This is a genomic window from Methylobacterium sp. Leaf123, assembly GCF_001423405.1.
In the GTDB taxonomy this organism is placed as follows: domain Bacteria; phylum Pseudomonadota; class Alphaproteobacteria; order Rhizobiales; family Beijerinckiaceae; genus Methylobacterium.
On record NZ_LMNS01000039.1, the window covers coordinates 1 to 22,359 of the forward strand.

The window sequence follows — 22,359 nt, forward strand, 5'->3', positions numbered from 1 at the left end:
GCACGGTTATGCTGCCGGCGAGTGGTCGGGGTCCACATGGCACGTCCAGATCAGGCTTCAGCACCCTTCTGGAATCACCGCCATCCCGGCCACTCAACCCCGGCCAGACATTATCGGACGGGCTCTTAGCCCGGCCAGAGAACCAGCGGTAGAACTGCCGCTATCCGGCCCCGCGCCTCGCGCCTCGCGCCTCGCGCCTCGCGCCTCGCGCCGGGATTCAGGATCGGACGGCTTCGAAACAACCCGTCACGCCGCGCTGTGATCCAGCGCCCGCAGGTTCGCCACCAACTCCGAAAACCCGTCGCCCTGGATCAGCACGTGGCGGCGGAGCTGATCGGCCGCCGCGGCGCCGTCGCTGGCGAGGATCGCGGCGACGACCGCCTCGTGCTCGGCGAGCGACTGCGCCACCCGGTGGCGGGTGCGCAGTTGCAGCCGCCGGTAGGGCGAGAGGCGGCGGTGCAGCGCCAGCGACTGCCCGCACAGGAAGTCGTTGCGGCAAGCGCGGTAGATCACCGTGTGGAAGACGTAGTTCTCGCCGTAATAGGCCTCCGGATCGCCCGCGGCGGCGGCCCGTGCGCAGGCGGCGAGCGCCCCCGTCAACTCCGCTTCGAGCTCCGGCGTGAGGCGGCGCGCGGCGAGCCGGCCGCAGGCGGCTTCCAGCTCAGCCATCGTCTCGAACATCTCAAGGAGATGGCCCGGCTCGGGCGCGCTCACCACCATGCCGCGGCGCGGCTTGGTCTCGACGAGGCCGGTGGCGGCCAGTTGCAGCAGCGCCTCGCGGATCGGCGTGCGCGAGACGCCGAAGCGCTCGGCGAGTTGCGTCTCGTCGAGGCGCGCGCCGAGGGCGAGGCGCCCCTCGACGATCTCGTCCTCGATCGTCTGCCGGAGGCGCTGGGTCTGGTTCATCGGTCGAGTCATCGGCGATTTCCTGCCGATCCATATTCACGGGCGTTGACAAAATATGCAAGATGGCGCGATCTTGCATTAAATGCTGCGCTGAAACGTATATTGTGCGCTGCACAAAAGTCCGCACGAACGGACGAGCAGAATTCCGCGAAAGCGGTATTGGGAAGGAAACGCCATGACGCTGAACCGCCGCCACCTTCTCGCGGCCGGGCTCGCTGCGCCCGCGCTGCTCAAGCTCGGAACCGGCCCGGCCCGGGCCGCCACGACCCTGAAGCTCTCGCATCAGTTCCCCGGCGGCTCGATCGACGAGGGCGACTTCCGCGATCGGATGTGCCGGAAGTTCGCGGCGGCCATCAAGGAGCGCTCGAAGGGCGGGATGGAGGTGCAGGTCTATCCCGGCTCCTCACTGATGAAGACCAACGCTCAGTTCAGCGCCATGCGCAAAGGGGCGCTCGATCTCTCGCTCTACCCCTCGCCCTATGCGGGCGGCGAGGTGCCGGAGATGAATATCGGCCTGATGCCGGCCCTGGTCTCCTCCTATTCCCAGGCGCTCGCCTGGAAGGATGCGCCCGTCGGCCGCAAACTCACCGAGATCCTGGATGCCAAGGGCATCGTGCTGGTGTCCTGGGTCTGGCAGGCCGGCGGCATCGCGAGCCGCGAGCGCCCGCTGCTGACGCCCGACGACGCCAAGGGCATGAAGGTCCGCGGCGGCTCGCGCGAGATGGACCTGATGATGAAGCAGGCCGGCGCGGCCACGCTCTCGCTGCCGTCGAACGAATCCTACGCCGCGATGCAGACCGGCGCCTGCGACGCCGTGCTGACCTCCTCCACCAGCCTGATCTCGTTCCGCCTGGAAGAGATCTCGAAGGCCCTGACCTCGGGCCGCGAGCGCTCCTACTGGTTCATGCTGGAGCCGATCATGATGTCGAAGATCGTATTCTCCGGCCTGCCCAAGGACCAGCAGGATCTTATTATGGCCGTCGGCGCCGAGCTCGAGAGCTTCGGCCAAGAGGGCGCCAAGGCCGACGACACCCGCGTCGAGGAAGTGTTCGGCAAGGCCGGCGCCAAGGTGGTGCAGCTCGACGAGGTCAATCTCGGCAAGTGGCGCGACATCGCCCGCGACACCGCCTGGAAGGACTTCGCCAACAAGAACGCGAGCTGCGCCGAGTTGCTCAAGCTGGCGGAGAAGGTCGGATGAGCCACGCCTTCGACGCGGCCTCGGCCGCCTCCGAGACGAAACGCGCCGAGGAGCCGCGGATTCCGGGCCTGCTCGGCGTGATCGAGCGGACCACGCGCCGGCTCAACCACGTCATCCTGGTCTGCGGCGGGGTGGCGCTCGTCGCCGCCTGCCTCGTGCTCAGCTACTCCGTCCTGACCCGCTACGTCTTCCACGAGCCGACCGAGTGGCAGGACGAGACCGCCGTGTTCCTCATCGTCGGCGCGACCTTCCTGTCGGCGGCGGGCGTCCAGGCCAAGCGCGGCCATGTCGCCATTGAGGCGCTCACCGGCCTGCTGTCGCCGGGCGTGAACCGGGTGCGGCTGATCTTCGTCGACATCGTCAGCCTCGCCTTCGTGACCTTCTTCGCCTGGAAGAGCTGGAGCCTGTTCCATGAGGCCTGGGAAGACGGCCAGATCTCGCAATCGACCTGGGGGCCTCCGCTCTGGATTCCCTACCTGCTGATGGCTGCGGGCATGAGCCTGCTCGCCGTCCAGTTCGTCCTGCAGATCACCGAGGCCGTCCTCTACGGCCCCCGCGCCGCCGGCTGGGCCAAGCCGAAGATCGGCATCGGGGCGGACGTCAACCGCGACATGCGCGACCGCCCGGATCTGACGCCCGAGGAGCCGGATCCCCTGGAGAGCACGATCACACCGACAGCGGCCCCGGTTCGGCCGATCACGACGAGGGGAGGCAAGGCATGAGCACCGCCGCGATCGGCTTCCTCTATGCCGGGGCGACCCTGGGGGCGATGCTCTCGGGGATTCCCATCGCCTTCGCCCTCGGCTTCGTGGCCTTGGCCTTCATGTACGTGTTCATGCCCGCCGCCTCGCTCGATACGGTGGCGCAGAACGTCTACGAGGAGATGGCCTCGATCACGCTGCTCTCGATCCCGCTCTTCATCCTGAAGGGCGCGGCGATCGGGCGGAGCAAGGCGGGCCAGGATCTCTACTCGGCGATGCATGCCTGGATGCACCGCATCCCCGGCGGCCTCGGCATCGCCAACGTGTTCGCCTGCGCCCTGTTCGCGGCGATGGCCGGCTCCTCGCCGGCCACCTGCTCGGCGATCGGCTCGGCGGGGATTCCGGAGATGCGCCGCCGTGGCTACTCGCCGGGCTTCGCCGCCGGGATCATCGCAGCGGGCGGCACGCTCGGCATCCTGCTGCCGCCCTCGATCACCATGATCCTCTACGCGGTGGCCGCCGAGCAGTCGCTCGGGCGCCTGTTCCTGGCCGGCATCGGGCCGGGCTTCCTCCTCGTCGTGCTGTTCGCCAGCTGGTCGGTGTTCCGCTTCCGCTCCGAATTCGCGGCGGCCAAGCTCGCCTACGAGCGGACGGGCACGCAGCATCCGATCCTCAAGGAGGACAGCTACAGCATGCGCGAGCGCTTCTCGACGCTGCCGCGGGTGCTGCCCTTCGTGGTGCTGCTCACCGGCGTCATGGTCGCGCTCTACGGCGGCTACGCCACGCCCTCCGAGACCGCCGGCCTCGGCGGCCTGCTGGCGCTGGCGCTGATCGCGGTGATCTACGGCGTGTGGCGCTTCCGCGATCTCGACCCGATCCTCACGGCGACGCTGCGGGAATCGACCATGCTGATGCTGATCATCGGCATGTCGCTCCTCTACGCCTACGTGATGAGCTACCTCCACATCAGCCAGGCGGCGGCCCAGGCCCTCGTCGCGATGCAGCTCTCGCCCTGGCTCCTGCTCGCGACCATCCTGGCGCTCGTCATCGCGCTCGGCTTCTTCCTGCCGCCGGTCTCGATCATCCTGATGACAGCGCCGATCATCCTGCCGCCGCTCAAGGATGCCGGGTTCGATCTCGTCTGGTTCGGCGTGGTGATGACGATCACCATGGAGATGGGGCTGATCCACCCGCCGGTGGGCCTGAACATCTTCGTCATCAAGAACATCGCCCCCGACATCCCGCTCAAGGACATCATCTGGGGCACCCTGCCCTTCGTGATCCTGATGGGTGTCGCGATCGTCCTGCTCTGCCTCGTGCCGGGCATCGCCCTCTGGCTGCCGGACCTGCTCCTGCCCACGACCCGGTAAGACCCGCGCCCGCACGCGGAAAGATGTTTTCGCGGAAGAAAAACCCTCCGTGCCCCGGCGCGGAGGGTTAATCGTTTCTTGGCGGCTTCAGTAAAACTCGCCTTAACTTTCCCGCGCGCAGGATCGCCGCCTCACAGCCGCTTCCGGCACCGGACGGGAGACGATCCGTGACGAAGCCCATCGCCGACACGAAGCCCGCTGAGGATGCCGCGGCTGCGCCGCCGCTGAGCCCGAGCGTGCGCCGCCATCTCGGCAAGAGCCTGCGCAACCACTACGCCGACAGCCTCACCGAGCCGGTCGGCGAGCGCCTCGAAGCGCTCATCGGCCGCCTGGACATGCCGCAGGATCGGGCGACGCGCGGCTGACGCCCCGAACACGGTCCCGCCAAGCCGAAAAACCCCGACCGCAACGGGCGACCGGGGTTCTTGAACGCTGTGGTGCGGGTTTGCGCGGGAGCGCGGCGCTCAAAAGCGCCTCACGAAACGCCCGGTTGCCGACCGTGGGCCTTCGCTCAGGACGGCACGGCGGGTGTCGTCTCGGGAGGTCCTCAGTCGAGGGCGACGGCGACCAGGGAAAACAGGCCGGCCAGCAGCAGGTTGCAGGCGATGAGGGCGACGACCGTCATGGATGGGGTTCGCGACTGAGAGAGAATGGGGCAGGCATCGAAGGCGGCGGAGGAAGCCGCCGCGCGAGAAACGTCTAGCGGGTGAAGCTTGACGGAGTGCTCATCCTGCCTGATTGCGGCGCCGAAGCGGCTCGGTTCGCCAAAACCGGTGCAGGAACATCACAGTTCTCGACCTGCGGCCAAATTGCACCGTCGCGGTTGAACCGGACCTGAACCGAAAGCACGTGGTGATCGCCGGAGCCGGCCTCCGATTCTCCCGGATCAATATCCCGAAAAGCGGGCGCTGCGCGGCCTGATCGGCTTCTGCCCTGCCCTCGACACCCCGGAGCGATGAAGGCCGACACGCTGTTTCGGGCACCGCTTCTCAATATTGCTAAGATTTCGTTAACCGATTAGGCTGGCGGCGTCCCGTTTTCGAGACAGGAGCCGGCCATGATCTCCCTGAACGAGACCTTCCTCACCGCGGCCGGCCTTTTCGGGCGCGGTGTATCTGCGGCATCGGCAGGCAACCCGGCAGACCCGCAGGACTTTCGGGATTTCGACGGGAGCGAGATCGCGCCGCATGGCGAGGACGGAACGCCGTCGCAGGACGACGCCGAGGCGGATGATCCCTTCTTTACCGCGGTTGCCGACGCCTTGCGCGAGGCGGGCTACCTGGATTCCTGAAAATCGGTTGGTTAAGCCTGCCTGATCCGCCGCCCCGCGCGGGCGCTCAGGAAGGCCGCCGCACCGCATGTCCGCATCCCCTGCCGTCTCGCCCGACGTGCTCGCCGCCATCGGCGGCACGCCCCTGATCCGGCTGCGCCGCGCCTCTGAGGAGACCGGCTGCACCATCCTCGGCAAGGCCGAATTCCTCAATCCCGGCCTCTCGGTGAAGGACCGGGCGGCGCTCTCGATCGTGCGGGATGCCGAGGCGCGCGGCCTGATCCGGCCCGGCGGCACCATCGTCGAGGGCACGGCGGGCAATACCGGGATCGGCTTGGCGCTGGTGGCCTCTGTCCGCGGCTACCGCACGGTGATCGTGATTCCGGAGACGCAATCGGCGGAGAAGAAGGAGACGCTGCGGCTCGCCGGCGCCCGGCTCGTCGAGGTGCCCGCCGTCCCCTTCGCCAACCCGAACAACTACGTCCACGCCGCCCGTCGCCTCGCCGAGCGGCTGGCGCAAACGGAAGAGGCCGGCGCCTTCTTTGCCGACCAGTTCGACAACACCGCCAACCGCCGCGCCCATATCGAGGCGACCGGCCCCGAGATTTTCGCGCAGACCGGCGGCGCGGTCGATGGCTTCGTCTGCGCGGCGGGCACCGGCGGCACGCTCGCGGGCGTGGCCGAGGCGCTGCGGGCGGCCAAGCCCGGCGTCAAGATCGCCCTGTCCGATCCCGAGGGCTCGGCGCTGTACGCCTATTACAGCACCGGCACGCTCAAGGCCGAAGGCTCCTCGATCACCGAGGGCATCGGCCAGGGCCGGGTGACGAAGAATCTCGAAGGCTTCACGCCCGATCACGCGTTCCGGATTCCCGATGCGGAAGCGCTCGGCATCATCTTCGCCCTGATGCGCGAGGAGGGCCTGTCGCTGGGTGGGTCGTCGGGCATCAACGTGGCGGGCGCGATCCGACTCGCCCGCGAACTCGGGCCCGGCCACACCATCGTGACGATCCTCTGCGACGGGGCCGCGCGCTACGCCTCGAAACTGTTCAACCCCACCTTCCTGAGCGAGCGCGGCCTGCCGATTCCCGCATGGCTTGCAGAGACCGGCGGCGCTTTACCGGATTGGCGGGCCTGAGGCCCGAGACCCTCCGGATAAGTCCCGAGCCGGCTGAACGAAATCGCCGGCAGAAGCGTTGCTGTTGGCGCTCAGGCAAAGGGGTCTGGGCGGACCAACGAGGCTTCCGCCGATGACCATCACCACCATTCTCCTGATCCTGCTGATCCTGTTGCTGTTCGGCGGCGGCAACTTCTACGGCGGCGGTCGTTTCCGCGGACCCGGATTCGGCCTCGGCGGCCTCCTGATCATCATCCTGATCGTGCTGCTGGTGACCCACCGGATCTAAGGTCCGGCCCCACGCCTCATCGGGCGCAGGTGATCGCGACGACCGCGCCGAGAACGGGCGCGGCCGCCCCGCCCAGCGTGGTCGCAGCCCCCTTGCCGGCATCCGTCGACGCGTCCTTGCCCACTCCGGCGGGCAGGCCGCTTTCGCTCAGGAACGCCGCGACGGCCTTCCCCGGCACGACGGCGTAGCGCGTCGGCGGCATCACCCCGGCGATCAGGCGGGGCGCGGTGGGAAAGCGGGCGACGAGTCCGACGACCCGGCCCGACCGGTCGAGCACCGGCGCCCCACCGGCGCCGGGCTGGAGCGGGGCGTAAACGCCTTCAGACGCGGCGCTGGCGGGCGCGACGCTCGGGCGCCCCTTAGCCTGCGCGCCGAGCACGAGCAGGGCCTCGCCCTCGCTCACCGGCTCGGCGCGGAGTTGCGGCGGCGCGCCGCCCGCGAGCCCCTCGGCGGACAGCAGCGCAAGGCTGCCCGCCGCGTCCCGCCGCTCGATCCGGGCCGCGGCACCGCCGATGCGCGGCGCGGCGCAGGATTCGAGGGCAGAGGCTGCCGTCAGCACCCGCCCACCGCCCAGCAGCAGGCCGGTCGCGGCCGGGCGCGCCTCGGCCTGCGCGGCGGGCAGCGGCATTGCTGCGGGCGCGGCCGCCAAGCCGGCAGCGGGCGCGCGAGGGGCCGGGGCGGTGGCCGCCGTCGGCGCGGTGGAAGCCGGCGCGTCCTCAGGGAACGGTGAAAAGTTGTTGGCCACCGCGATGACGAGACGATCGACCATATCCGCCAGTGCCCTGTCATAGCCGAGGGTGAAGCCGCGGATGCCCTGGGGGCCTTCGGCGTAGCGGATATAGGAGCGCCCGCCCGCGGTCTCGGCGGTGATGACGATGAAATCCGGCTTCTTCAGCTTGTAGGTCACCTTGCGGCCGGGCATCGCGGCAATGGCGCGCTCGAACAGGGCGTCGAGGCTGGTCTCCCTTTGCGGGAACGACTTGGTGTCGAGGGTCACCCGCCCGTCGGCGCTCTGCCAGCGGGTACCGCCGGGGATCGCGCTCTTTCTCGGCAGCAGCGCTTCCGGCACGCCGACCACCACGCCGCTCGCCGGATCGGGCTGGACCCTGAAGCGCGCCGCCCGCCGGGCCTCCTCCGCCTCGCGCTTGAGCGCCGCGCGCTCCGGCGGCGTGAGCAGGCCGGTCGGAGCGCCGCTCGTGCGGGTCTGGTAGGTCTGAATCCCGTCGAAGCTACGCTTGCCGAAAGCCCCGGTCGTCACGCCGTTATAGTCGCCGGTCCAGACGAGCGAATCTTGCAGCCCCCGCCGCTCCGCCTCGGGCAAAGCCTCGAAGGCGGTGCGCGCCGCCTCGAAGGCAGGATCGGGCGCGGGTTGGGGGGCAGCGGGGGGCTTCGGCCGGGCCGGGGCGGCCGGTGGGAGGGGTCCTTGCGCGAGTGCGCCCGTCGCAAGTCCGGCGGCGAGCAGGGCCGGCAGGCCGGTGCGAAAAGCTTTCATCCGTCCCGTCATCACCACTGCCCGATTCGCCGTAGGGGCGATGATGCCAGCCGGAGCGGGCTCCCCACAAGCCGCGGCGCACCGCCGTCCTGCGGGATCGTGATCGCAGGCCGGTGGACGGACCGGCCGCGGGCCACAGCTTTGGCGCAGGAGTTCACGGCTTTCGGAAGGGCGCGGCTTTGCTGCAGATCGGATTGTACGGTGCGGCGGCGCTCGCGGGTGTCGCCTTCGTGGTTCAGCAGGCGGTCAATGCCGGGCTGAGGGGCGGACTCGGCTCCGGTCTCTGGGCCGGCTTCGTCAATTTCACCGTCGGCGGCCTCGCCGTGGGCCTCCTCGCGCTGACCTTGCGCGAACCCCTGCCCTCGCTCGACGCGGCCGCCCGCGCCCCCTGGTACGCCTGGACCGGTGGCCTCCTCGGCGCGGTCTACGTCGTCGGGGCGATCTTCCTGATTCCGCGCATCGGCGCCGCCGCGGTCGTCGCCCTCCTCATCGTCGGGCAGATGCTGATGTCGCTCGCCCTCGACCATTTCGGGCTGCTCGGCGTGCCGGTCCATGAGGCGAACCTGCCGCGGCTCGGCGGCGCGCTGCTTATGCTGGCCGGCGTCGCCCTGATCTGCCTCTTCTGAGGTCTGTCCTCGCCGATGGCTCGGAGTGAGCGTTGCGGCCGGCGCGGCAAGTGATAGCGTGCCGGCCGCGGGCGCCCCTGCTTCGGGCGCACCGGTCGGAGGAGACGCGCGCATGTCCCAAGGCAACAGTCTCGGGCCCCTCGGTGCGACGTTGATCGGCGCGATGCTGCTCGGTGTCCCGGCCCTGGCCCAGTCTCCGCGTCCGGCCGCGCCCCCGAAATCGGCGACCGCACCGGTCGCGAAAACCTTCGTGCGCGAGGCGCTGGCGAGTGCGGGCGTCCGGTTGGAGACGGCGCTCAAGAGCGAGGCGCCCCCCGGCGCAAAGAACGCCGCGCAATGGCGGCGCGAGGCGGAGGTCGCCGCCCAGAGCGAGGGCGGGGAGCCCGACGCCGAACTCAACGCCCGCGCCGCCGCCGTCGCGGCCGACCCGAACGATGTCCGCAACTGGCTCGACTACGCCAACGCGGCCATCGCCGCCGGCAACGACGAGGAGCGCGCCGACTATTCCGCCCGGTACAAGCTGAAGGGCCGGGCGAGTGCCGCCGCCTATCAAGGCTATCTCCGTGCCCGGAACCCGGCGGACGAGGCGCGGGCGCTGGCCCGGCTCGGCGAGATCCAGGCGGCCCAATCCGAGTGGCGATCCGCCTTGGAGGCCTACCGGGCGAGCCTCGCGATCCGGGACGAGGCGCAGACCCGCGCGGCTTACGAGAAGCTGCGCGAGGAGCACGGCTTCCGCATCCTCGACTACAAGGTCGATTCGGATGCCGCCGCGCCGCGGGTCTGCTTCACCTTCTCGGAAAGCCTCGTCCCGAAGACCGACTACGCGCCCTACATCGCCGTCTCCGGCGCGACCAACGCCGCCGTCACGGCGGACGGCGCCCAGGTCTGCGTCGATGGGCTGAAGCATTCCGAGCGCTACGCCTTCGTGGTGCGCCAGGGCCTGCCCTCGTCGGTCGGCGAGAATCTGCTGAAATCGGCCGATTACGAGGTCTACGTTCGCGACCGCTCGCCCCAGGTGCGCTTCACCGGCCGCAACTACGTCCTGCCGCGCACCGGACAGGCCGGCGTGCCGCTGGTCTCGGTCAACGCCGACAAGCTCGATGTCGAGGTGCTGCGCATCGGCGACCGCGGCCTGCTGCCCGCGCTCCGCTCGGAGGACTTCCTGAGCCAGCTCAGCGGCTCGACGGCCAAAACCATCGCCGACCAGAAGGGCCAGCGCGTCTGGAAGGGCACCCTCGACACGGCCAAGGCCGAGACCAACCGCGAGGCGGTGACCGCTTTCCCCGTGCTGCAGGCGGTCGTCAAGCTGGAGCCCGGCCTCTACCTGATGCTGGCCAAGCCCACCGGCACGACGGATTCGTCGGACGAGGAAAACGGCGGCTACGAGACCCAGGCGACGCAGTGGTTCGTCGTCTCCGATCTCGGGCTCACCGCCTTCAAGGGCCGCGACGGCGTGCACGTCTTCGCCCGCTCGCTCGCCAGCGCCAAGACCGTGTCCGGCGCCGAGATCCGGCTCGTTGCCCGCAACAACGACGTGCTGGCGGTCGCCAAGACCGACGGCCAGGGCCACGCCGCCTTCCCCGCCGGCCTCGCCCGCGGCGAGGGCGGGCTCGCGCCCGGCCTCGTGGTGGCGCAGGTCGGCGACGATTACGGCTTCCTCGATCTGGCGCTCGGCGCCTTCGATCTCTCCGACCGCGGGGTGAAGGGCCGCCCGGCGCCCGGCGGGGCCGAGGCCTACGTCTTCCCCGAGCGCGGCGTCTACCGTTCGGGCGAGACGGTGCAGCTCACCGCCCTGTTGCGCGACCCGCAGGGGGCGGCGGTGGCCGGCCTGCCGCTGACGCTGGTGGTGAAGCGGCCCGACGGCGTCGAGTATCGCCGCGCGGCGGTCGCCGACGAGGGGCTCGGCGGGCGCTCGCTCGCCCTGCCGCTGATGGCCGGCGCGATGCATGGCACATGGCGGGTCTCGGCCTATACCGATCCGAAGGCGCCGCCGGTCGGCGAGGCGAGCTGGCTCGTCGAGGACTACGTCCCCGAGCGGCTGGAGGTGAGCCTCACGCCGAAGACGCCGACGCTGACCCGCGGCGAGCCGGCGACCATCGACGTCGCCGCGCGCTACCTCTACGGCGCGCCAGGCTCGGGGCTGGAGGTCTCGGGCTCGGTCGCGGTGCAGGCCGCGGCGAATCCCGGCATCAAGGGGCTCGACGGCTTCTCCATCGGCCTCGACGACGAGGCGGTGGAGGCAACGACCGCCGAGATCGATGCCAAGGCCACCACCGACGCGCAGGGCAAGACCAGCATCACCGTGCCGGTGCAGGAGGTGGCCGCCCCCCGCGCGCTGGAGGCGAAGATCACCCTCGCCGTCGGCGAGCCGGGTGGCCGGGCGCTGAGCCGCAGCGTGACGCTGCCGATCCTGCCGGCCCAGCCCGTGCTGGCGATCCGCAAGAACTTCGGCGGCGATCTCGCCGAGAACGCGACCGCCACCTTCGACGTGGTCATGGCCGCGCCCGACGGTCGGCGTCTGCCCCAGGACGGCGTGACCTGGACGCTGTCGAAGGTGGATCGGACCTATCAATGGTACCGCGCCGACGGGCGCTGGAGCTTCGAGCCGGTGAAGTCGAGCCGGCGCATCGCCGACGGGCGCGTGGCGATGGCCGCCGACGCCCCCGCGCGCATCGCCGTGCCGGTGGGCTTCGGCCATTACCGCCTGGAGGCGAGCGTGCCGGGCCAGCCGCAGGCGGCAGCCAGCGTGTCCTTCACCGTGGGCTGGGGCGGCGCCGAGAGCGCCGACGTGCCCGACCTGCTCGACCTCACCCTCGACAAGGGCGCCTACGCGGCCGGCGAGCGGCTGCGCGCCCGGCTCGCACCGAAATTCGCCGGCACGGCGACGCTCGCCATCGTCAGCGACCGGGTGCACGAGATCCGCGACGTGACGGTGGCGGAGGGCGGCACCACCGTCGATATCCCGGTCAAGGCGGAATGGGGCGCGGGCGCCTACCTCGTCGCCACCGCCTATCGACCGCTCGACCAGGCGGCGAAGCGCATGCCGGGCCGGGCGCTCGGGGTGGCGTGGTTCTCCGTCGACAAGGAAAAGCGCGGCCTCTCCGTCTCGATCGAGGCGCCGGAGAAGGTGCGCCCCCGCGGCACGCTCACCGTTCCGGTGAAGATCGCCGGCCTCAGCTCCGGCGAGGAGGCGCGGGTGACGCTGGCGGCGGTCGATGTCGGCATCCTCAACCTGACCCGCTACGAGGCGCCGAACCCGTTCGGCTACTTCTTCGGCCAGAAGGCGCTCGGGCCCGAGATCCGCGATCTCTGGGGCTACCTGATCGACGGCATGCAGGGCACGCTCGGCGCGATCCGCTCCGGCGGCGACGGCGGCGCGACCGAACTCGCCGACGCGCCCCCGACCCAGGCGCCGCTCGCGCTCTATTCAGGCGTGGTCACGGTGGGCGCCGACGGCACGGCCAAGATCCCGCTGGACCTGCCGGCCTTCAACGGCACCGCCCGGCTGATGGCGACCGCCTGGACCAAGGCCAGGGTGGGCCAAGCGCAGGCCGACGTGATCGTCCGCGATCCCGTGGTGCTCACCGGCACCCTCCCGCGCTTCCTCAATGTCGGCGACCGCTCGCGCTTTTTCGTCGCCCTCGACAATGTCGAGGGGGCGGCCGGCGACTACACCGTCGATCTCGACCTCACCGGCCCCGTCGTGGTGGCGGGCGAGGCGGTGCACGCGACGATGCGGCTGGAGGCCGGCGCCAAGGGGCAGCTCGTGATCCCGATCACCGCCGCCGGCCCCGGCACGGCCCGGCTTGACCTGAGCCTGACCGGCCCCGGCATTCAGGGCAGCGCCGGCCAGTCCTTCGCGCTTGGGATCAATCCCGGCACCGGCGCGCTCGTGCGCCGCACCCTTCGCCCGCTGGAGCCCGGCGCCGGCCTCGACCTGACGCCGGACCTGCTCGCCGACATCCTGCCCGGCACCGGGGCGGTCTCCGTCTCGGCCAACCGCCTCGGCGGCATCGATGTCGCCGCCCTGCTCCAATCGCTCGACCGCTACCCCTATGGCTGCTCGGAGCAGATCGTCAGCCGGGCGATGCCGCTGCTCTACGTCAACGCGCTCGCCGCGACAGAAAAGCTCGGCCTCGACGGGAAACTCGACGAGCGGGTGCGCGGCGCGATCGAGCGGGTGCTGGCGCGCCAGGATTCGAGCGGCGCCTTCGGTGCGTGGTCCACGGAAAATGCCGGCGATACGTGGCTCGACGCCTACGTCACCGACTTCCTCACCCGCGCCCGCGAGCGGGGCTTTGCCGTGCCGCAGACGGCCTTCAACAGCGCCCTCGACCGCCTGCGCAACACGGTGGCCAACACCAGCAACATCGAGAGCGGCGGGATGGACCTCGCCTATGCCGCCTACGTGCTCGCCCGCAACGGCCGGCCGGTGATGGGCGATCTGCGCTACCTCGCCGACACCAAGCTCACCGAGTTCACCACGCCGCTGGCCCGCGGCCAGCTCGCCGCCGCGCTGGCCCTGTTGGGTGATCGCGGCCGGGCGCAAAAAGGCTTCGAGGCGGCGCTGCAATCGCTCCGGGCCGAGCGCGACAAGGGCACTTATCGCTCCGATTACGGCTCGCGCCTGCGCGACGGCGCCGCCCTGCTGGCGCTCTCGGCCGAGACCGGGTTCTCGGGCGAGACGCTGCAACCGGTCGCCGCCGTGCTCGGCCAGGAGCGGGCGGAGGGCCGCGCCACCAGCACCCAGGAGAATGCCTGGATGGTGCTGGCCGCGCAAAGCCTCGCCAAGGAGTCGGACAGCCTTTCCCTGACCGTCGACGGCAAGACCGAGACCGGACCGCTCTCGCGGCTGTATCGGGCGCCCGCCCTGGAGGCGCGGCCGGTGCGGATCGTCAATGCCGGCCGCGAGGCGGTGCCGGTCGCGATCGGCGTCCAGGGCAACCCGATCGCCCCGGAGCCAGCGGCCTCGCAGGGCTTCACCGTCGAGCGCAGCTTCTACCGGCTCGACGGCAGCCCCGTGGATCTCGGCAAGCCGCTGCGCCAGAACGACCGCCTCGTCGTGGTGCTGAAGGTGACCGAGGCCAAGGCCAGCGACGGGCGCCTGCTGCTGGTCGATCGCCTGCCCGCAGGGCTGGAGATCGACAACCCGAAGCTCCTCGATGCCGACGCGCTCGCGGGCCTCAGCTTCGCCAAGTCCGAAGTGGCGCCGGTCCATACCGAGTTCCGCGACGACCGGTTCGTAGCCGCCTACGACCGTAGGTCGGAGCAATCCGCCTTCTTCTCGGCGGCCTACACCGTGCGCGTGGTCTCACCCGGCAGCTACGTCCATCCGGCCGCGAGCATCGAGGACATGTACCGCCCCGAACGGTTCGGACGCACCGCGTTCGGATCGATCGAGGTGACCTCGGCGAAGTGAGATGAGCCGCCGGCAACCGAACCCTCCCCCCTCTGCGGGGGAGGGTGCCTGCGGAGCGGGCGGGAGAGGGGCCGGCGCGACCTCTCCGGAAAGCGTGCTCCCCTCACCCGACCCCCTTCGGGGGCCACCCTCTCCCGCGGAGGGGAGAGGGAAGCGTGTCGGCGCTGTCTTTGCCGCCGTCTTCACCGTTGTGCTTCTGCTGGCGGGCGCCCTCTGGCGCTACGCCGCCACGCTCCCGCCCCTCGACCTGACCCAGGCCTCGCTCCGCTCCACCGTCATCCTCGACCGGAAGGGCCAGTTGCTGCGCCCCTTCGCCACCGCCGACGGGCGTTGGCGCCTGCCCGTCACCGCGGACGCGATCGATCCGCGTACCCTCGCCATGCTCAAGGCCTACGAGGACCGCCGCTTCGATCACCATCCCGGCATCGATCCGGCGGCGACGGCCCGCGCCGCGTGGCAGTGGCTGGCGCACGGAAAAATCGTGTCGGGCGGCTCGACGCTGTCGATGCAGGTGGCCCGCCTCGTCGAGCCGCGCACGGAGCGCTCGCTTCTGGCCAAGCTCCGGCAGATGGTCCGCGCGGTCGAACTGGAGCGCAGCCTCGGCAAATCCGGCGTGCTCGACCTCTATCTTGCGCTCGCCCCCTATGGCGGCCCGGTCGAGGGGATGCGGGCGGCAAGTCTGGCCTATTTCGGCCGCGAGCCGGCCCGGCTGTCATTTGCCGAGAGCGCACTCCTCGTCGCCCTGCCGCAGTCACCGGAGGCGCGCCGGCCCGACCGCTTCGCCGCCAACGCGCGGCGCGCCCGCGACCGGGTGCTCGACATCGCCGCGGAGCGCGGCGTGATGACCGACGCCGAAGCGCAGGCCGCCAAGGCCGAGCCGGTTCCGGCACTTCGAAAGCCGTTCCCGATGCTCGCGGCCCACGCCGCCGAGCAGGCTCACGCCGCCGACCCGGAAGCGCGGGTGCAGCAGCTGACACTCGACGCGCGCCTTCAGGCGAGCCTGGAAGCGTTGGCGACGGAGCGCACGGCGGCCGCCGGCCCGGCGCTCTCCGCCGCGATCCTTGCCATCGACAACCGCACCGGCGCGGTGCTCGCCCATATCGGCAGCGCCGGCTATCTCGACGCCGCCCGCGCCGGCGCGGTCGATGCCACCCAGGCGGTGCGCTCGCCGGGCTCTGCGCTCAAGCCCTTCATCTACGCGCTCGCCTTCGAGAACGGGCTCGCCCACCCCGAAACCCTCCTCGATGACCGCCCGGCGCGCTTTGCCGCGAACTACGCCCCGGAAAACTTCGACATGGGGTATCGCGGCACGGTGACGGCGCGGGTCGCGCTCCAGCAATCGCTGAACCTGCCGGCGGTCGAACTCCTGGACGCGGTCGGCGCCGCCCGCTTCGTCGCGCGGCTGCGCGGGGCCGGCGCGACGATCCTGCTGCCGCGCGACACGGCGCCGGGCCTGCCCGTGGCGCTCGGCGGGCTCGGCATCACGCTCACCGATCTCGCCCGGCTCTATGCGGGGCTCGCCCGCGCCGGCACCGTGCCGGTGCTGACCCATCGCCTCGACGGTCCGCCGGCCGCGCCCGAGCCGGAGCGGCGGGTCGCCGACCCGGTCGCGGCTTGGTACGTCGCCGACACCCTGCGCGGCGCCCCGCCCCCGGAGAACGCCCTGCCCGGCCGGATCAGCTTCAAGACCGGCACCTCCTACGGCTACCGCGACGCCTGGGCGGTGGGGTTCGATGCCCGCGTGACCATTGCCGTCTGGATCGGCCGCCCGGACGGCGCCTCTGTGCCGGGCCTCGTCGGGCGCAGCCACGCCGCGCCGATCCTGTTCGACGCCTTCGCCCGGTTCGGCGGTGAGCCGGAGGCCCTGCTCCGCCCCCGCGACGCGCTGGTCGTCTCCACAGCCGCCCTGCCCCCGCCGCTGCGCCACATCCGCCGCGACGCCCCGAAAACCTTCGCGGCGACCCTCGGCGTGCCCCTCAAGATCGCCTACCCGCCGGACGGGGCACGGGTCGATCTCGGCCTCACCGAAGGCGCGCAGGCGCGCCTCGCCCTCAAGGCTTTGGGCGGCCAGCCGCCGCTGACCTGGATGGTCGATGGCCTGCCGGTGGCGGAGGCGATGCGCCGGCAATCGGAATGGAGCCCGGACGGCGCGGGCTTTGCCCGGATTTCGGTGATGGACGCGGCGGGCGCCAGCGACAGCGTGGTGGTGCGGCTGGAATAGCGCCCGGCGATGTTTTCGCGCGGCCCCGCACGTGACTCTTCGATCCTCCGCTTTAGGTGACCCGCCTGCGAGGCAACGTCCTCCCCCATCCAGGGGCCGAAGTCCGGGACGGCCCGGCTCATGCGCCCCATGAGGTTGCCGTGGCCTGGATCGTTCTCGTCGTCGCCGGTTTGCTGGAGGTCGTCTGGGCCTTCGCGATGAAGCAGTCGGAGGGCTTCTCCCGCTTCTGGCCCAGCGTCGTCACCCTCGTCGCGATGCTGCTGAGCGTCGTCTGCCTCGCATGGTCGATGCGCAGCCTGCCGCTCGGCACCGCCTACACGATCTGGACCGGCATCGGCGCCGTCGGTGCCTTCATCGTCGGCATCGCCTTCCTCGGCGAGGCGATGAGCGCCACCCGCATCCTGGCGGCACTGCTGATCGTCAGCGGGCTCGTGCTGATGAAGCTGTCGAGCACGGCCTGAGGCCGAGTCTCAGCCTTCGCAACCGGGAAACACCGCGAACACATCCTCGCGCACCCGGTCGAGGATGCGCCGATAGGCCGGCTCGCAGGCCATGTCGGCGGTGATGCGGCCATACTGCGCGCCCTCGGCCAGCGCCCCGCGCTCCGGCACCAGAGCGAGCGGGGTCGCGGCCGGAGTGAGCTGCGTGCCGCGGCCGGAAAACAGGGTCGTCAGGATGCCGAACATCTCCCCCTGGATCGTCGGACGCCCGAGCACGGCGAGGCGGTACTGCCCCTGGAAGTTCGTGACGAGGTAGATCTGGCCCGATTGGTTCGGCACCGAGACGGTGCCGGATTGGGCGAATGGCGCGTCGAGCCGCTCGGCCTCGCGGAAGACGAGCCGGGCGCTGTCGGTATCCCAGGCGATCTCGGTGCGGTAGGCGAAGATCGCCCCCGCCTGCCCGAAGGAGGGGCGGAGCGTCAGGTAGCGCCCGGTCAGGAAGGCCACCGCCTCACGGGTATAGGAGCCGAACTCTTCCGGCGCGTGCCGGGCCTTCTCCGGGGAAGCGACCGGCGGTGCGGGGGCTTGCACCCGCAGGGGAAGGCCGAGCGCCTCTTCCAGGCGCAGGGTGGTGGCCAGCGTGAAGGGCCGGCGGCCCGACAGCGCCTTTTCGAGGGTCGAGATGCTGATGCGGGCCGCGTCCGCCAGCGCTTGGCGCGACATCCGGCGGCGGGCGAGCGCCTCACGCACAGCGTCCGCGATGGCGCGGCTCTGCCCGGCGGGCAGTTCGGTCTCGGGGTGATCGGCCTCGATCAGCGACATCGCGTGCGGTTCCGGACGGATCCGCACAGAACCGCACGGGTGAGGGAGGCGTCAAGGCTCGGCGGTCTCGTCGAGCACCGCCTCCACTAGCAACCGTTCCGGTCCCGGCGTCACCGCGTCGAGCGGCCAGCAGGTGGCGAGCACGAGGCGGTGGCCCGGCGCATCCGGATCGAGGCCGGAGGCGTCCCAGCGCACGACGCGTTTCCCCGTAACCCGGAAGCGGGCGGTAACCCCATCGCGGCGCGCCACTTCGATGGGATCACCGACGGCGAGCCGGCCGAGGCTGCGGAACTGGGTGTCGCGATGGGCAGCGTAGACCGCCGTTCCCGGCTCGCCCGCCTCCGGCGTGCCCTCGACATGGCCGGGCCCGAAGGCCAGCGCCTGCCCGCTCGATCCGGCCAGCACCACGTAATGCTCGCCGAGCCGCGGGAAGCCGATGCGGGCAACCGGCACCGTGTCGGCCCAGGGCCAGGGGCGGGCCGGCACGCCCTCGGCCAGGGTGCGGGCGAAGGCCCGCTCCAGCAGCACCTGCGCCAGAGCCGCCTTGGCCGGAATCCAGGCGGCCTGCACCAGGAGAACCAAGCCGGCCGCGACGAACAGGAGGGCCGGAAGGGCGGCAAAGCCCCTCCGACCCGAGCGCCGCGATGCGGCGCCCTGTCGTGCGATCCCGTTCACGCTGCGACCCGGCGGCGGGAGAGGACGAGACCGAGCGCCAGCAGCAGCGCCCCGAGCCATGCGCGGATCTCGAAATCCGTCGCAGTCTGCGGCAGCGCCACCGCGTGCGCGGCGGCCATCTGCGTGGCCGGGGCCGCGGCGCGGCGCTGGCGCGGCGGCGGGGGAAGCTGCGGAGCCTCATCCTGCGTGCCGAACACCGTCTCGAAATCCCAGCCGGCCGGCAGGTTGAGCGGCAGTTCGGTGCTGGCGAGGCGCATCCCGGCCGGCCGGCGCGGGGTGGCGTCCACCGCCACCAGCGAGGTCAGGCGCGTCGTCAGCCCATGGTCGAGGGCCAGCCGCAGGATCGCCGCGTCGGCCGCCTCCGCGTTAAGCCCGCCGGTCAGACGCGCGGTCTCGGCCTCGGCGATCTTCGCCCGCGCCCAGAGCTTGCCGATGCCGGTCCCCTCCTGCGCCGCATCGAGGTGCAGGCGCGTCTGCCAGGGCTGGCCGCCGATCCGGCCGGTGAGGGTCAGGGTGCCGCGAGCCTGCCCCATCCGGGCCGAGAGGGTGAGCGGCTCGCCGCGGTACAGGTCGGGCAAGCGGGCCGGCGTCACGTCGATGCCGGGCTCGGAGAAGGTCGCGGTCAGGTCGGTGACGGCGGGGCTTTCCAGCTTCACCAACAGGGCGCGCATCCGCTCGGTCACCTGATCGGGCGTGTCGATCTGGGTGAAGCTGCCCTGCCCGAGTTCGGCGGCGTGGCGCATCAGGTAGCCGTTCGGGGCCGAGCCGATGCCGACCATGAACAGCCGCGAGCGCCCGCGCTCCGTCGCGATGGCGGAGAAGATCTGCGCCTCGTTGCCGATGGCGCCGTCGGTGAGGAACACGACCTGGCGCAGGCGCCCCGTCTCCTCCGGCGTCGCGTCCCGCAGGGCGGCCTGGAGCGGCGCCAGCATCTCCGTGCCGCCGCTCGCCTGGAGCCCCGCCACGAAGCTCTTGGCGCGGGCCAGATGATGCGCGTCGGCGGGCACCAGATCCGGGAACAGCGTGTCGAAGCTGTGATCGAAGCGGATCACGTTGAAGCGGTCGCCTGCGCCCAGCCGGTCGAGACCGATGAGCAGGCTCGCCTTGGCTTGGCGCATCGAGGCGCCGCCCATGGAGCCGGAATTGTCGATGACGAACACCACGTCGCGGGGCACGGGCGCGGTCGGGCTCGCGGTCTCGGGCGGGGTCACCACGGCGAGAACCGCCTCACCGCCGGCCACCCGCTCGCGGAACAGGCCGATCGAGGGTGCCTCGTCGGGGGCCGCATTCCAGGTCAGCTCGAAATCGCGGTCGGCGGCCGTGGCGCCGTCAGCGAGCGTGATGCGGCGCTCGCTCGCGGACAGTTCCTCGACGCGGACCGCGTGGGTGGCGCTGCGGACTTGGCCCAGCGGAAAGCCGGCCTTGAGATCGATGGTGAGCGTCAGCGGGTTGATCGGCGCGTGGCGGGCTGGGTCGAGCACCGGGGCCGCGATCACTTCACGGTCCGGGACGGGATCGGCGGCGGAGCCCCGCTCGACGACGGAGGTCACCGCCGGGGGAGCGGGGCTGTAGCGCGGGGCGGCGACGGTCGGCAGACGCAGGGCGTAGGTGCCGGCCGAGGACCGCACCGGCTGCTGGTATTCGATCTGCACCAGCACCGTCTCGCCAGGGCCGATATTGGCGATTGCGTTGGTGAACAGGTTGGGCCGCTGCTGCTCGGTGAGCGCGGCCGCCTTGCCCTCGGCCTTCGCCGCCTCGTAGACGCGCCGCGCCGCCGCGCGCTCGCGGATGTCGGCGACGATGACCCGGTCGCCGACCACGAGCTTCATCGTATCGACCGCCGCATCCTCCGGCAGCGGGAACAGATAGGTGCCCTCGACCCATTCGGTGGTCGTGTTGCGGAAGGCCTGGGTGATCGTCGCCCGCGCGGTCGGGCCGCTGACGGTGATCGCGGCGTCCGCCTTCAGGCGGGGCGCCTCGACGGGCGCACCGCCCTCGAAGCGCAGCAGCAGCGTGCCGCTACCCTCTTGGGCCCTCGAATCCTGTGCCCTCACATCCTGTGCCCTTGCCGGCGCGATGCCGGCGATGAGGGCGAGTAGGAGGGCGATCAGCGGCCCGAGCAGCAGGTTGCGCGTCAGGCCCAGCGCCGGGGGCGCGAGCGCCGAGCGAGGTTGCGGAGGGTGTGGGAGCGGGAAGAGGGGAAGCGAGAGCATGGGAGCCTCCATCGGCGGATGCCGGCCCGGTGGCCGGTTCCTGCCAAGGCTCCTCCAGCGGGCGCTCCGCCGCCACGGGACGCTTCGCCCACCTTCGGCCCCGCTCCGCACCCGAGCGGCCCGCGATGTCCGGAAAGCGGCGCCATTGCCCGCTTATGGTGACGCTTCGTCCGGATCGGTGCGGAGATCGGGCGCGGCGTCACGGCCCGCTTCCCGCGGCGCGCGAACCGCCTACATCGGGGCGATGTCTCGCTCGACCCTGCCGTCCACCACCCGCATCGTCTGCATCCGCCACGGCGAATCGACGTTCAACGCGCATCACGAGGCGACGGGGCGCGACCCCGGCCATATCGATGCCCGCCTGTCCGAGCGCGGCCACGCCCAGGTCGCCGCGGCCCGCAAGGCGCTGCGCGCGATTCCCTTCGAACTCGTCGTCACCTCGCCGCTGACCCGGGCACTCCAGACCACCGCCGGGATCTTCTCCGACCATCCGGCGCGGCCCGACGTGCTGGTGGAGGTGCTCCACCGCGAGTGCCAGGAGAGCAGTTGCGATATCGGCCGGGCGGCCTCGGTGCTGGCGCAGGAATTTCCGGCCTTCCAAGTCGGCCATCTGCCCGAGACGTGGTGGTACGCGGACGGCGAGGCCGGGCCGGAGGGCTGGCATGTCGAGCCGCGGACCCTGTTCGACCAGCGCGTCTCGGGGTTTCGCGATTGGCTGCGGGCGCGGCCGGAGCGGACCATCGGGGTCGTCGGCCACTGCACCTTCTTCTACCACCTGACCGGGCGCTGGCTCGCCAACTGCGAGGCGCTCGACGTCGACCTCACGGCGGAGCCGCGCCCGCGCGCCTATGGCTGAACTTTTGCCCGCGCCGCTTCCAGGCGTTCGCGGGCGGAGGGCAGGTCGATCTCCGGGGCCTGCCGGCCGATTCTAAGCGCCGTGTCGAGGAGGCCGAGCGCGATCCGCCACGTTCCATCTGCGAAGGGGGCCGCCCCCTCGGCCACCTCGGCGGCGCTGCGCGGGTCGTCGAAGGCGCGCAAAGCCGCTGTGGCGGTGCGCGACACGGCGGAGGCGCGGGCGCCCGCGATCCAGGCGTGGCGGCTGGCAGCGGCGTGGGACAGCGCGCCGCCCTGCATCTCGGCGGCACGGAGCGCAACCATGACCGCTTGCGGGTCGGAGGCCGTCTCGCAGCGTGCGGCGAGCGCCGGCAATCCCGCCGCGTCGAGCAGCGGCGGAAGGATGCGGCGGGCGCTCTCGAGCGCGAGGAAGGCGGTGCGGGCGGCCTCGACCGCGGGCGCATCCGCCGAGCCGGAGAGCCGCAGCACGAACGCCATCAACCCCTGCCGCTCGGCCTCCGGCATGGCGTCGTTGAGGCCGAGCGCGTAGGCCGCGAGCGGACGCGAGAAGCAGGGCGGACAGTCCCCGCTCGCGGTGATCGCCCGGTAGGGCAGCCCCGCCGCGACCATCGCCGCCTCGTTGATGCAGGTGCCCCCGTCCGGTCCGGGGAAGGCGTGCGAGCCCTTCAGGAGCCGCCAGTTGAGGAGGGGCGCGAAGGCGTCGAGGGCGTGGTGTTCGCTCAAGCAGGGCTCCTCCCGATCCGAGAGA

The 22,359-nt window shown here is 71.5% G+C and carries 18 protein-coding genes; 12 read left to right on the top strand and 6 right to left on the bottom strand.

Features of this window, described 5'->3' with window-relative positions; translation table 11 throughout:
• Window positions 1-246: 246 nt before the first annotated feature.
• Window positions 247-918, bottom strand: a complete 672-nt coding sequence (locus ASF53_RS22125) for a GntR family transcriptional regulator (protein ID WP_056203958.1) — start codon at window positions 916-918, stop codon at window positions 247-249.
• A gap of 163 nt (window positions 919-1,081) precedes the next feature.
• On the opposite strand from ASF53_RS22125, the gene dctP reads away from it, so the two are divergent.
• From dctP to ASF53_RS26065, 7 genes are all read left to right on the top strand, one after another.
• On the top strand, window positions 1,082-2,104 hold the full coding sequence (gene dctP / locus ASF53_RS22130) for a TRAP transporter substrate-binding protein DctP (RefSeq protein ID WP_056203963.1): 1,023 nt from the start codon (window positions 1,082-1,084) through the stop codon (window positions 2,102-2,104).
• Window positions 2,101-2,826, top strand: coding sequence for a TRAP transporter small permease (locus ASF53_RS22135; protein WP_056203965.1), 726 nt, complete (start codon window positions 2,101-2,103; stop codon window positions 2,824-2,826). The genes dctP and ASF53_RS22135 overlap by 4 nt, the downstream gene beginning before the upstream one ends.
• Complete coding sequence (locus ASF53_RS22140; RefSeq protein WP_056203969.1) at window positions 2,823-4,175, top strand: TRAP transporter large permease; 1,353 nt, start codon at window positions 2,823-2,825, stop codon at window positions 4,173-4,175. The genes ASF53_RS22135 and ASF53_RS22140 overlap by 4 nt, the downstream gene beginning before the upstream one ends.
• Window positions 4,176-4,342: 167 nt before the next feature.
• Window positions 4,343-4,540 carry a hypothetical protein gene (locus ASF53_RS22145; RefSeq protein ID WP_056203971.1) on the top strand — a complete coding sequence of 66 codons (198 nt, stop codon included), beginning with the start codon at window positions 4,343-4,345 and terminating at the stop codon, window positions 4,538-4,540.
• Window positions 4,541-5,232: 692 nt separating this feature from the next.
• Entirely contained in the window at window positions 5,233-5,466 is a 234-nt protein-coding gene (locus tag ASF53_RS22150) for a hypothetical protein (RefSeq protein ID WP_056203974.1), read from the top strand.
• 67 nt (window positions 5,467-5,533) lie between these two features.
• Window positions 5,534-6,580 (top strand): cysteine synthase A, encoded by a 1,047-nt coding sequence (locus tag ASF53_RS22155; RefSeq protein ID WP_056203977.1) that lies wholly within the window; start codon window positions 5,534-5,536, stop codon window positions 6,578-6,580.
• Window positions 6,581-6,692: 112 nt separating this feature from the next.
• Entirely contained in the window at window positions 6,693-6,848 is a 156-nt protein-coding gene (locus ASF53_RS26065) for a DUF3309 family protein (protein ID WP_156635778.1), read from the top strand.
• 16 nt (window positions 6,849-6,864) lie between these two features.
• Here ASF53_RS26065 and ASF53_RS22160 read toward each other — a convergent pair whose 3' ends face one another.
• Window positions 6,865-8,340 carry a trypsin-like peptidase domain-containing protein gene (locus ASF53_RS22160; RefSeq protein WP_056203979.1) on the bottom strand — a complete coding sequence of 492 codons (1,476 nt, stop codon included), beginning with the start codon at window positions 8,338-8,340 and terminating at the stop codon, window positions 6,865-6,867.
• 179 nt (window positions 8,341-8,519) lie between these two features.
• Between ASF53_RS22160 and ASF53_RS22165 the strand changes: the two genes are divergently transcribed.
• From ASF53_RS22165 to sugE, 4 genes are all read left to right on the top strand, one after another.
• The gene (locus ASF53_RS22165; protein ID WP_056203982.1) at window positions 8,520-8,966 is read left to right on the top strand and encodes a DMT family transporter; all 447 of its coding nucleotides are present in this window, start codon (window positions 8,520-8,522) and stop codon (window positions 8,964-8,966) included.
• Window positions 8,967-9,078: 112 nt separating this feature from the next.
• Window positions 9,079-14,385, top strand: a complete 5,307-nt coding sequence (locus tag ASF53_RS22170) for an alpha-2-macroglobulin family protein (protein ID WP_056203984.1) — start codon at window positions 9,079-9,081, stop codon at window positions 14,383-14,385.
• A gap of 1 nt (window position 14,386) precedes the next feature.
• On the top strand, window positions 14,387-16,606 hold the full coding sequence (gene pbpC, locus ASF53_RS22175) for a penicillin-binding protein 1C (RefSeq protein ID WP_286134639.1): 2,220 nt from the start codon (window positions 14,387-14,389) through the stop codon (window positions 16,604-16,606).
• A 140-nt stretch (window positions 16,607-16,746) separates the two neighbouring features.
• Window positions 16,747-17,067 (top strand): quaternary ammonium compound efflux SMR transporter SugE, encoded by a 321-nt coding sequence (gene sugE / locus ASF53_RS22180; RefSeq protein ID WP_056203987.1) that lies wholly within the window; start codon window positions 16,747-16,749, stop codon window positions 17,065-17,067.
• Between the two features lie 9 nt (window positions 17,068-17,076).
• On the opposite strand, the gene ASF53_RS22185 is transcribed toward sugE, so the two are convergent.
• The 3 genes from ASF53_RS22185 to ASF53_RS22195 are packed head-to-tail and all read right to left on the bottom strand — an operon-like array spanning window position 17,077 to window position 20,756.
• Complete coding sequence (locus ASF53_RS22185) at window positions 17,077-17,868, bottom strand: helix-turn-helix domain-containing protein (RefSeq protein ID WP_056203992.1); 792 nt, start codon at window positions 17,866-17,868, stop codon at window positions 17,077-17,079.
• A gap of 51 nt (window positions 17,869-17,919) precedes the next feature.
• Window positions 17,920-18,543, bottom strand: a complete 624-nt coding sequence (locus ASF53_RS22190) for a class GN sortase (RefSeq protein WP_056203995.1) — start codon at window positions 18,541-18,543, stop codon at window positions 17,920-17,922.
• On the bottom strand, window positions 18,540-20,756 hold the full coding sequence (locus ASF53_RS22195; protein ID WP_056203998.1) for a marine proteobacterial sortase target protein: 2,217 nt from the start codon (window positions 20,754-20,756) through the stop codon (window positions 18,540-18,542). The genes ASF53_RS22190 and ASF53_RS22195 overlap by 4 nt, the downstream gene beginning before the upstream one ends.
• Window positions 20,757-21,000: 244 nt before the next feature.
• Between ASF53_RS22195 and ASF53_RS22200 the strand changes: the two genes are divergently transcribed.
• Complete coding sequence (locus ASF53_RS22200) at window positions 21,001-21,612, top strand: histidine phosphatase family protein (RefSeq protein ID WP_056204001.1); 612 nt, start codon at window positions 21,001-21,003, stop codon at window positions 21,610-21,612.
• On the opposite strand, the gene ASF53_RS22205 is transcribed toward ASF53_RS22200, so the two are convergent.
• Window positions 21,603-22,334: a hypothetical protein gene (locus ASF53_RS22205; protein ID WP_056204004.1), complete on the bottom strand. Its 732-nt coding sequence runs from the start codon at window positions 22,332-22,334 to the stop codon at window positions 21,603-21,605. The two genes, ASF53_RS22200 and ASF53_RS22205, sit on opposite strands and share 10 nt — an antisense overlap.
• Window positions 22,335-22,359: the final 25 nt, after the last annotated feature.

Coding starts and splice junctions, on each gene's coding strand:
- ASF53_RS22160 (WP_056203979.1), bottom strand. CDS start 8,340: ATGAAAGCTTTTCGCACCGGCCTGCCGGCCCTGCTCGCCGCCGGACTT.
- ASF53_RS22150 (WP_056203974.1), top strand. CDS start 5,233: ATGATCTCCCTGAACGAGACCTTCCTCACCGCGGCCGGCCTTTTCGGG.
- ASF53_RS22170 (WP_056203984.1), top strand. CDS start 9,079: ATGTCCCAAGGCAACAGTCTCGGGCCCCTCGGTGCGACGTTGATCGGC.
- ASF53_RS22185 (WP_056203992.1), bottom strand. CDS start 17,868: ATGTCGCTGATCGAGGCCGATCACCCCGAGACCGAACTGCCCGCCGGG.
- pbpC (WP_286134639.1), top strand. CDS start 14,387: ATGAGCCGCCGGCAACCGAACCCTCCCCCCTCTGCGGGGGAGGGTGCC.
- ASF53_RS22155 (WP_056203977.1), top strand. CDS start 5,534: ATGTCCGCATCCCCTGCCGTCTCGCCCGACGTGCTCGCCGCCATCGGC.
- ASF53_RS26065 (WP_156635778.1), top strand. CDS start 6,693: ATGACCATCACCACCATTCTCCTGATCCTGCTGATCCTGTTGCTGTTC.
- ASF53_RS22195 (WP_056203998.1), bottom strand. CDS start 20,756: ATGCTCTCGCTTCCCCTCTTCCCGCTCCCACACCCTCCGCAACCTCGC.
- ASF53_RS22200 (WP_056204001.1), top strand. CDS start 21,001: ATGTCTCGCTCGACCCTGCCGTCCACCACCCGCATCGTCTGCATCCGC.
- ASF53_RS22125 (WP_056203958.1), bottom strand. CDS start 918: ATGACTCGACCGATGAACCAGACCCAGCGCCTCCGGCAGACGATCGAG.
- ASF53_RS22135 (WP_056203965.1), top strand. CDS start 2,101: ATGAGCCACGCCTTCGACGCGGCCTCGGCCGCCTCCGAGACGAAACGC.
- dctP (WP_056203963.1), top strand. CDS start 1,082: ATGACGCTGAACCGCCGCCACCTTCTCGCGGCCGGGCTCGCTGCGCCC.
- ASF53_RS22140 (WP_056203969.1), top strand. CDS start 2,823: ATGAGCACCGCCGCGATCGGCTTCCTCTATGCCGGGGCGACCCTGGGG.